Origin of the sequence: Lentzea kentuckyensis (genome assembly GCF_002150765.1) — a bacterium.
Classification (GTDB): domain Bacteria; phylum Actinomycetota; class Actinomycetes; order Mycobacteriales; family Pseudonocardiaceae; genus Lentzea; species Lentzea kentuckyensis.
In genome coordinates, this window is record NZ_MUYM01000129.1 from 1 (window position 1) to 7,264 (window position 7,264).

Annotated in this window: 6 protein-coding genes; 3 read left to right on the forward strand and 3 right to left on the reverse strand. The window is 65.5% G+C overall.

The genetic code is table 11. The features are described 5' to 3' along the window. The 3 genes from B0F77_RS41040 to B0F77_RS41050 all read left to right on the forward strand — a co-directional run. Positions 1-471, forward strand: a 471-nt coding sequence (locus tag B0F77_RS41040; RefSeq protein WP_143467192.1) for a glycosyltransferase, incomplete at its 5' end; no start/stop codon positions are given. Further along, positions 468-1,478: a glycosyltransferase gene (locus B0F77_RS41045; RefSeq protein WP_086668473.1), complete on the forward strand. Its 1,011-nt coding sequence runs from the start codon at positions 468-470 to the stop codon at positions 1,476-1,478. The genes B0F77_RS41040 and B0F77_RS41045, both read left to right, overlap by 4 nt. Further along, positions 1,475-2,983, forward strand: coding sequence for a glycoside hydrolase family 130 protein (locus B0F77_RS41050; protein WP_086668474.1), 1,509 nt, complete (start codon positions 1,475-1,477; stop codon positions 2,981-2,983). The genes B0F77_RS41045 and B0F77_RS41050 overlap by 4 nt, the downstream gene beginning before the upstream one ends. Here B0F77_RS41050 and B0F77_RS41055 read toward each other — a convergent pair. The 3 genes from B0F77_RS41055 to B0F77_RS41065 all read right to left on the reverse strand — a co-directional run bounded on the left by B0F77_RS41055 (position 2,906) and on the right by B0F77_RS41065 (position 6,401). Then, positions 2,906-3,499, reverse strand: a complete 594-nt coding sequence (locus B0F77_RS41055) for a fatty acid desaturase family protein (RefSeq protein ID WP_086668475.1) — start codon at positions 3,497-3,499, stop codon at positions 2,906-2,908. The two genes, B0F77_RS41050 and B0F77_RS41055, sit on opposite strands and share 78 nt — an antisense overlap. Before the next feature lie 907 nt (positions 3,500-4,406). After that, positions 4,407-4,784, reverse strand: a complete 378-nt coding sequence (locus B0F77_RS41060; protein ID WP_086668476.1) for a hypothetical protein — start codon at positions 4,782-4,784, stop codon at positions 4,407-4,409. Positions 4,785-4,790: 6 nt separating this feature from the next. Then, positions 4,791-6,401 carry an RHS repeat-associated core domain-containing protein gene (locus B0F77_RS41065; protein WP_086668477.1) on the reverse strand — a complete coding sequence of 537 codons (1,611 nt, stop codon included), beginning with the start codon at positions 6,399-6,401 and terminating at the stop codon, positions 4,791-4,793. Positions 6,402-7,264 lie beyond the last annotated feature (863 nt).

Genomic DNA, 7,264 nt, shown 5'->3' on the forward strand with positions numbered 1-7,264 from the left:
CCCAAGGTGCTGGCGCACGAGGGTGAGGCCTACCGCAGGAACCTGCGCAACCGCGCCGCCGCGTTCGGCGTCGCGGATCTGGTCGAGTTCGATCCGACCTACCTCGAGGTCGACGCGCTGGCGGAGCTGGTCGGCCGAGCCGACGTCGTCCTGCTGCCCTACGACTCGTCCGAGCAGGTCACGTCCGGCGTGCTCGTCGAGGCACTGGCCGCGCGCAAACCGGTGGTCGCGACCGAGTTCCCGCACGCCGTCGAACTGCTGGCGGACGGGGCCGGGCTGGTGGTGCCGCACCGCGATCCGGCCGCCATCACCGCGGCGCTGCGGAGGGTGCTGACCGAACCGGGACTCGCGGCCGGGATGAGCGACCGTTCGGCGAGTCTCGCCCCGGCGCTGAACTGGTCGGCGGTCGCGAGCCGGTATCGAGACCTGGCGGAGCACCTGCTCGCCGCCCGCGTCGCCGTGACGACGTGACCGGCCCGAGTTTCACCCACCTGGCCCGGCTCAGCGACGACACGGGCCTGTACGAGCACGCCGACGGGCCGTTGCCTCGCCGTGAGCACGGCTACTGCCTGGACGACGTCGCCCGAGGTCTGGTCGTCCTGAGCCGCGAGCCGGAGCTGTCCGCCGATCTGGTCGTCCTGCTGGAGCGCTATCTCGCCTTCACCGCTTACGCGCAGGCCGACGACGGGCGGTTCCACAACCGGCTCGGACCTGACCACAGCTGGCGGGACGAGCCGGGGCTGGGTGACTGGTGGGGACGCGCGTTGTGGGGACTGGGCACCGCGGCTGCCCGCTGCCCGGTGCCCTGGATGCGCACGGCTGCTCTGGACCGCTTCGAGGCAAGCGCCCACCACCGACCTCCGTCGGTGCGGTCGATGGCCTTCGCCGCGCTCGGCGCCGCCGAGGTGCTCAGCGCCGACTCCGAGCACGCCCTCGCGGCCAAGCTGCTCGGTGACATCGCCTCGTACGTCGGCGAACCCGGCGACGTACCGACCTGGCCGTGGCCGGAGAAACGACTCTTCTACGCCAACGCGGTGCTGCCCGAGGCGCTGATCGCCGCAGGTCATCTCCTCTCGGAACGCAAGATCCGCGACGACGGGCTGCGGCTGCTGGACTGGCTGCTGACCGTCGAGTCCGCCGAGATCCATCTCTCGCCGACCCCGGCCGGCGGCTGGCACCTCGGCGAGCCTCGCCCGGCGTTCGACCAGCAACCCATCGAGGTGGCGGCGCTGGCCGACGCCTGCGCCCGCGCCTACCAGGTCACCGGCGACCCGATGTGGCTCACCGGTGTCCGCCGCGCGGTCGCGTGGTTCGACGGCGACAACGACCTGGGTCTGCCCATGCACGACAGGGAGACCGGGGGCGGCTACGACGGACTCACGCACGGAGGACCCAACCGCAACCAGGGCGCCGAGTCGACCCTGGCGCTGATCTCCACTCTGCAACACGGCCGCACTCTGCTGGGGAGCACCGGATGAACGCCCGTGTCACTCGCGCCTCGCTGCGGCTGCGGCCGGATCCGCGCCGGGTCATCACCAAACTGTTCGTGCCGGGAGAGGAACGGCCCGAACACGAGTCGCGGTCCGCGGCCGTGATCCGGCGAGTGATGGCGCTGGACGAGGAAACCGCGTGCGCCACGCTCGACCGCACCATCGGCCTGTTCGCGGGACGCCACAGGGACGTCCGCGTGACTTTCGCCGACCACTTCGCGAGCGTCAGCCACCGCTTCCCCGAGGGCGTCGAGCTGTCCGAGTCCCGCCGGCTGCTCATCGGCGCGTACTTCACGCATGAGTACGCCATCGAAGGCGCCGCGCTGTGCAACCCGTCCATGGTCGCGCACCCCGATCAGAGCGGGCTGGCACCGGGACATCTGCGGTTCGTGCTGAGTGTCCGCGGCATCGGTGAGGGCCATCTGTCGTCGATCGGTTTCCGGACCGGGGTGGTCGGTCCTGACGGTGTGCTCACCGTCGACGCGCCCCCGAACGTCATCACCACCGGCCTCCATCGGGAGGCGGTGTACGAGAAGAGCCTCTTCCTGGGCAAACTCGCCGAGCTCGGCCACGACGACGAGGTCTCCGCCGTGCTGAACCGTTGGCTGCACGCGCGGTTCACCGACGCCGACCTGAACCTGGTGCTGGCCGACCTGCACCCGAGTCTGGTCGCCCGCCAGGAGGCACACCGGACCGTGGAGCTGATCCGGTGGATCGCCGCGTGCAACTACACCTCGGAATTCCCCGACGACACCGTCATCAGCGGCCGGGTGGTCTGGCCGACCGGCCCGTCCGAACGCCAGGGCATGGAAGACGCCAGATTCGTGCGCTTCACCGACGATGACGGTGACCAGACCTACTACGCCACCTACACCGCGTACGACGGTGTGGACGTCGCACCACAGTTGTTGCAGACCAAGGACTTCCGCACCTTCCACGTCACACAGACGACGGGGTCGGCCGCTCGTAACAAGGGCATGGCCCTGTTCCCCAGGAAGATCGGCGGCCGGTACGCGGCGTTGTCGCGCGGCGACGGGGAGAGCACGGCCGTGGCGACCTCCGACGACATCAGGACCTGGAACGAGCCACGACCGGTGGAGGTGCCCGGCCGGGACTGGGACCTCGTCCAGGTCGGCAACTGCGGCTCGCCGATCGAGACTTCCGAGGGCTGGCTCGTGCTGACCCACGGAGTCGGCCCGATGCGCGTCTACTCGATGGGCGCGCTCCTGCTCGACCTCGACCACCCCGAACGGGTGCTCGCGACCCTGCCCGAACCGCTGCTGCTGCCCACCGCCGCCGAACGCGACGGCTACGTACCCAACGTCGTCTACTCCTGCGGCCCCCTGTTGCACGACGACACGCTGGTGATCCCCTATGGTGCGAGCGACGCGACCATCGGGCTGGCGACCACGTCACTACGTGGCCTGCTGGCCGCCCTGACCGGCGAAAGCGAGCCTCAGCACGCGTTTCCACACGCCGGCGGTCTGTTGTAGCAACGGCCCGGTGGTGTAGGGCAGGCCGAATCGTTCGCAGAGCGCACGTACGCGCGGCGCGATCTCGGCGTACCGGTTGCTCGGCAGGTCCGGGAACAGGTGATGCTCGATCTGGTGGCTGAGGTTGCCGGTCATGAGGTGGAACAGCGTGCCGCCGTCGATGTTCGCCGAACCGGCCAGTTGACGCAGGCACCACTCGCCGCGGGTCTCGCCGTCGAGCTGGTCCTCGGTGAAGACCACTGTGCCGTCAGGAAAGTGGCCGCAGAAGATGATCGTGTGCGTCCACACGTTGCGGATCGTGTTCGCCGTCAGGTTCGCGAGCAACGTCGGCAGGAACGACGGGCCCGACAGCAGCGGGAACGCGACGTAGTCCTTGATCACCTGACGGCCGGCCTTGCCGAGGACACCGCGCAGCTGCGTCAGCGCCTCGCGCCAGCTCTTCTCACCACGCCAAGCACGTTCCAGCTCGACGTCGTAGATCGTGATGCCCCACTCGAAGAACATCGCGAGCGCCATGTTGTAGAACGGCTGCGCCAGATAGATCGGGGGACCGAGACGGCAGCGCCCCGTTCAGTCGACGGCGAGCGATGCCGCAGGCGGCAACAGCCCGCCCGCCGCGATCACGTACGTGCCGGGCACGAATGCACGGTGCCCGCCTGTAGCGGGCGCGGCACGGGCGTCATGCCAGACGGCATCACCGACGCGTCAGCGGACAAGCAAAAGGTTTGTGGACAATCCACCCGACCGGGTGGCCGGACCTGGAGCAAACCCGTGACCCTATTTCGCCCAGGGCGGGGCCGTGCTCCAGTTTTGCTCCAGTTGGAGATACCACCGTCCACTCGGGACAGAAAAGTAAGATCGCCCGCCGAGCCTGTTTGCGCAGGTCGGTGGGCGATTCGCATGCTGTATCAAATTGTGGAGCTGAGGGGACTCGAACCCCTGACCCTCACACCGCCAGTTTGGTCCACAAAGGACTTCTACCGGCACAAACACTAGAACGCCAACATCTCCAGCGCAAGTATCCACCGTTCAGCGCGGTTGAGTGCCGTTCGAGGATGTTCAACTACCAGCACTGCTCCAGTTTCGCTCCAGCACGATCAGCGTGAGACTCGCGGGTCGATCAAGGCTGGATCACCGTCACCGCGGCGAGGTCATCGAGAACGACATCACCGCCGACACCGGCCTACCGCGTCGCGGACATCTCCTACAAGGATCGTGCCTCCACCGTCCTCAAGCCCGACCTCTGCGAGGTGTTTGACGTCATCGTTGCCGAGAGTTGCGGCAACCTCCCGCGCCCGATCGCCCAAATCCGGGTAACCCCGACGCTTGGACACACCATCACTCGGCCAGGAAAACGCTTCGTCAATCGTGAATGAGACCATTTTGACCCGCAGAAGCCCTTGCCCTAAAGAGCGACGTGAGCCTACCGATCTCCACCAAAAATTTCCGCATGCTTCGCGAAGATCTCAGCAAGGCCAATTTCCTGCCTCACGTTCCAGAACTCGACGAGCAGGTCGAACAAAACTTCCACCGCAGCAGAATTCTCCTCATTACCACTAATGTCACCAGGCGACTTTACTCGCTCTCCGAGCGCGGCATGCCTGACGACAAGGGCCTGCCAACTCAGGTTGACACCGTCACCCAGATTCATTGCCAACCACTCGCTGAAGCCGTCCAAAAGCCTCCACGAATTACCGGCATCACAACCAGCCACGAACGCCGAGGCAGCCGCGAAAGAGCCGTCCAGCCCCAGCATCCTGGGGCGCTCACGAGCCATCTTGAAGATGTCCAGATAGTCCATAGCCCCTCAGAAGCCGAAGTTGATCACATCATGATAGTCGAACAGCTTCTTGTACTCGTTTACCGGAACACCTGTTCGAGGACTGAACCCATCATAAACCCTGCCGTCTCGCACGACGACCGTGTGCGAGTACCAGCCACTGTCCTGCCCCCGGTAGGGCCCAAGCTGGAATCGCTTTTGCGGATCCACTTGAATGGTCTTGATCTCCCCTCCAATCTTCGCCTGGATCTTTGCGGCGACCTTCTCGCAGCCTGTGCTGCACGGAATGCTCGACGCGGAAGCAGGCTTCCAGCCGGGGCCCAGATCCCCGCACGGACCGGTGTTGTGGACGAGTACAGCCTCGTCGCCCGCCAGCACGTGGTAGGTATGGAGGCCATCGATGGTCAGGTTGTGCACACGTTTGATCGCGAACCGCTTCTTGATCGCGGTGACTTGCACCCGTGCACCAGCCGAGGTCTGAAGCACCGAACTCACGCGCAGCTCGTGAGCGCCCGCCCAGCGCTGTTCCTCGGGCAGCCAGACCGGGTGCTGTTCGGTCGCGGTGAACCTGCCGTCTGCAGTCTCGATCTCGACGAGGTGCTTGATGCCCTCGTTCACGATGGTCGCGACCACCTCTCGCCCGCCTGACTCACCGGATTCAGGATCTGCGGCGAACACCTGATCGCCGACTTTGACCTCGTCAATGCGCTTGGTCGATCCGTCCGCCATCAACACCTGCGTCTCGCCGGCAAAGCTGTTGCAATTTCGCCAGGCGGACCTGGTAGAGCCCCAAGATGACTCGATCCGCGTCGACGGTGCGGCTACTGCGCGTAAGGCCGCACCAGCAGAGGCGCCCGCACCGAGCATGGTCGAGCTGAACTCGGGGCTCGTCGAGCCCATCGCACCGGTTTCCGCGCCCTTGGCAGTCGACACTGCCAGCGTGAACTCTCCACTGCACAACACGTGCCTATAGGTACAAACTTCCTCCGCCAATGCGAGAAGCTGATATGTGCTGAACTCGCCCCATTCCCCCTCAGGGTTCTGGTAGTCCCGAGATGTCTTTTGGTATGCCCGCATCGCATCCGCAAGCGCGAACACATCCGGACCGCCGGGAGGCAGTTCCCTACCGCCCAGAAAGGTCGTTCCGCTGGGCTTGTGCCGCCCTGCGGTGATACCGCCTTCTGAGGTCATGTCGAACTCTGAGGCGACTTCGTGGTCGTTGGTGTGGTGAGTGCTGCAGTTGCTGCCGTCGTCCATGCAACTGGTCGGCAGCAGACCGGTCGGGTCGCTGTAGGTCACTGGCGAGTTGTTGGCGTAGGCGTAGCCGTTCCACTGCTGCGGATCAGCCGTGTCCATCACCGGATCCACCGACACGAACCGGCCGATCGCCGGGTCGTACTCACGGGCGCCGATGTGCGTCAGCCCGGTGTTGTCCACGGTTCCGCCGACGAAACCCTTGTCCAACCGCGCCGGCCAGGTCCCAGCACCACCGCGAACCTCATCGGCGGCGACACCGCCAAGCTGCTGATCATCACCGCCGCCTGGACCGGCTGCCGACGGGGCGAACTCACCGGACTGCACCGCAACAACCTCGACCGCGGCATCCTCATCACCGACCCCCGCACCGGCGCCGTACACGAAAGCACGACAACGAGTTCGTGTTCACATCGGACGGGGAAACTGGTTGTGGCGCAGCACCTTCACTCAACGGATCCTCAAACCAGCCGTCAACGGCAACGAGGACGAGCCGCGCAATCGGCCCCGCACCGTGGCTATCCGACCCGGCCTTACGTTCCACGGACTGCGGCACAGTCACAAGACATGGCTGATCGCCGACGGTGCACCCGAGATCGCCCAAGCACGACGCCTCGGACACCACCTACCCAACCGCGTCACCGAGGTCTACTCCCACGTCGCACCCGAAGTCGAACAACGACTCCTCACCAACCTGCAACGCCGCTGGCACAGCGCCAAAGCAGCCGTCAAAGCACACCCCAGAGCGCCAGAACCGGCCACACGACGCCTCTCCGGGCCCGTTGCTGCATAACCGACACAGCGACCCTCACCCCGTTAGCAAGAGGGACACCACATCCCCGCAGACCAACGCCCCAGGAACCGATCATCCTGGAGAAAGCCGCTCCAGAACCTCTCCACCAGAGCAGCACAAGACGATCAAGAGGTGATCAACGATGAAACACAAAAAAACCCGCCTGACCAGCGATAACCGCTAGATCAGACGGGTTCTACAACTTGTGGAGCTGAGGGGACTCGAACCCCTGACCCTCACACTGCCAGTGTGAGGGGCAAAACGCTCCGACCTGCGACAATGCGGAACCTGCTGGTCATCGTGTTCCGTTCGGTGCCGTTGAACGCAGTCCAGGACCGTTCGGACGACATCGACTCTCCAGTTTTCTCCGGCTTCCCCGAGTGTGAGAGTCCCGCTACAGCCATCTTCGTGCCACACCTGGGAGGCGTGGCACTGGGGTTGCCCCGTTTTGACG